The organism is Isoptericola croceus, from assembly GCF_029382255.1.
GTDB classification, from domain to species: Bacteria; Actinomycetota; Actinomycetes; order Actinomycetales; family Cellulomonadaceae; genus Isoptericola; species Isoptericola croceus.
In genome coordinates, this window is the sequence record NZ_JARLLG010000205.1 from 1 (window position 1) to 275 (window position 275).

General features: G+C 37.5%; 1 protein-coding gene. It reads right to left on the bottom strand.

The window, feature by feature from the left end; genetic code table 11:
- Positions 1-72 precede the first annotated feature (72 nt).
- Positions 73-275: hypothetical protein (locus PZC42_RS21185; RefSeq protein WP_438802983.1), on the bottom strand; the 203-nt coding region annotated here is incomplete at its 5' end.

The window sequence follows — 275 nt, forward strand, 5'->3', positions numbered from 1 at the left end:
GCCTACGCTAAGGCTATTTATGTTAGCAAAAAAGTTAGCATTTTGCTTTTTGTTTATGAAAATCCTTGTGGCTCAAGGGATTCGGGCGCTTATTACATCATGCCGCCCCTCAGATAAACGCTTCATTAAATTTTCTTTCTCAACCTCAAACCCTGGTTTACCCAGTAAAGCAAACATATTCTTTTTATACGCTTCAACTCCTGGTTGATCAAAGGGATTTACACCTAACAAATATCCACTAATTCCACAAGCTTTTTCAAAGAAGTAAGCCATTT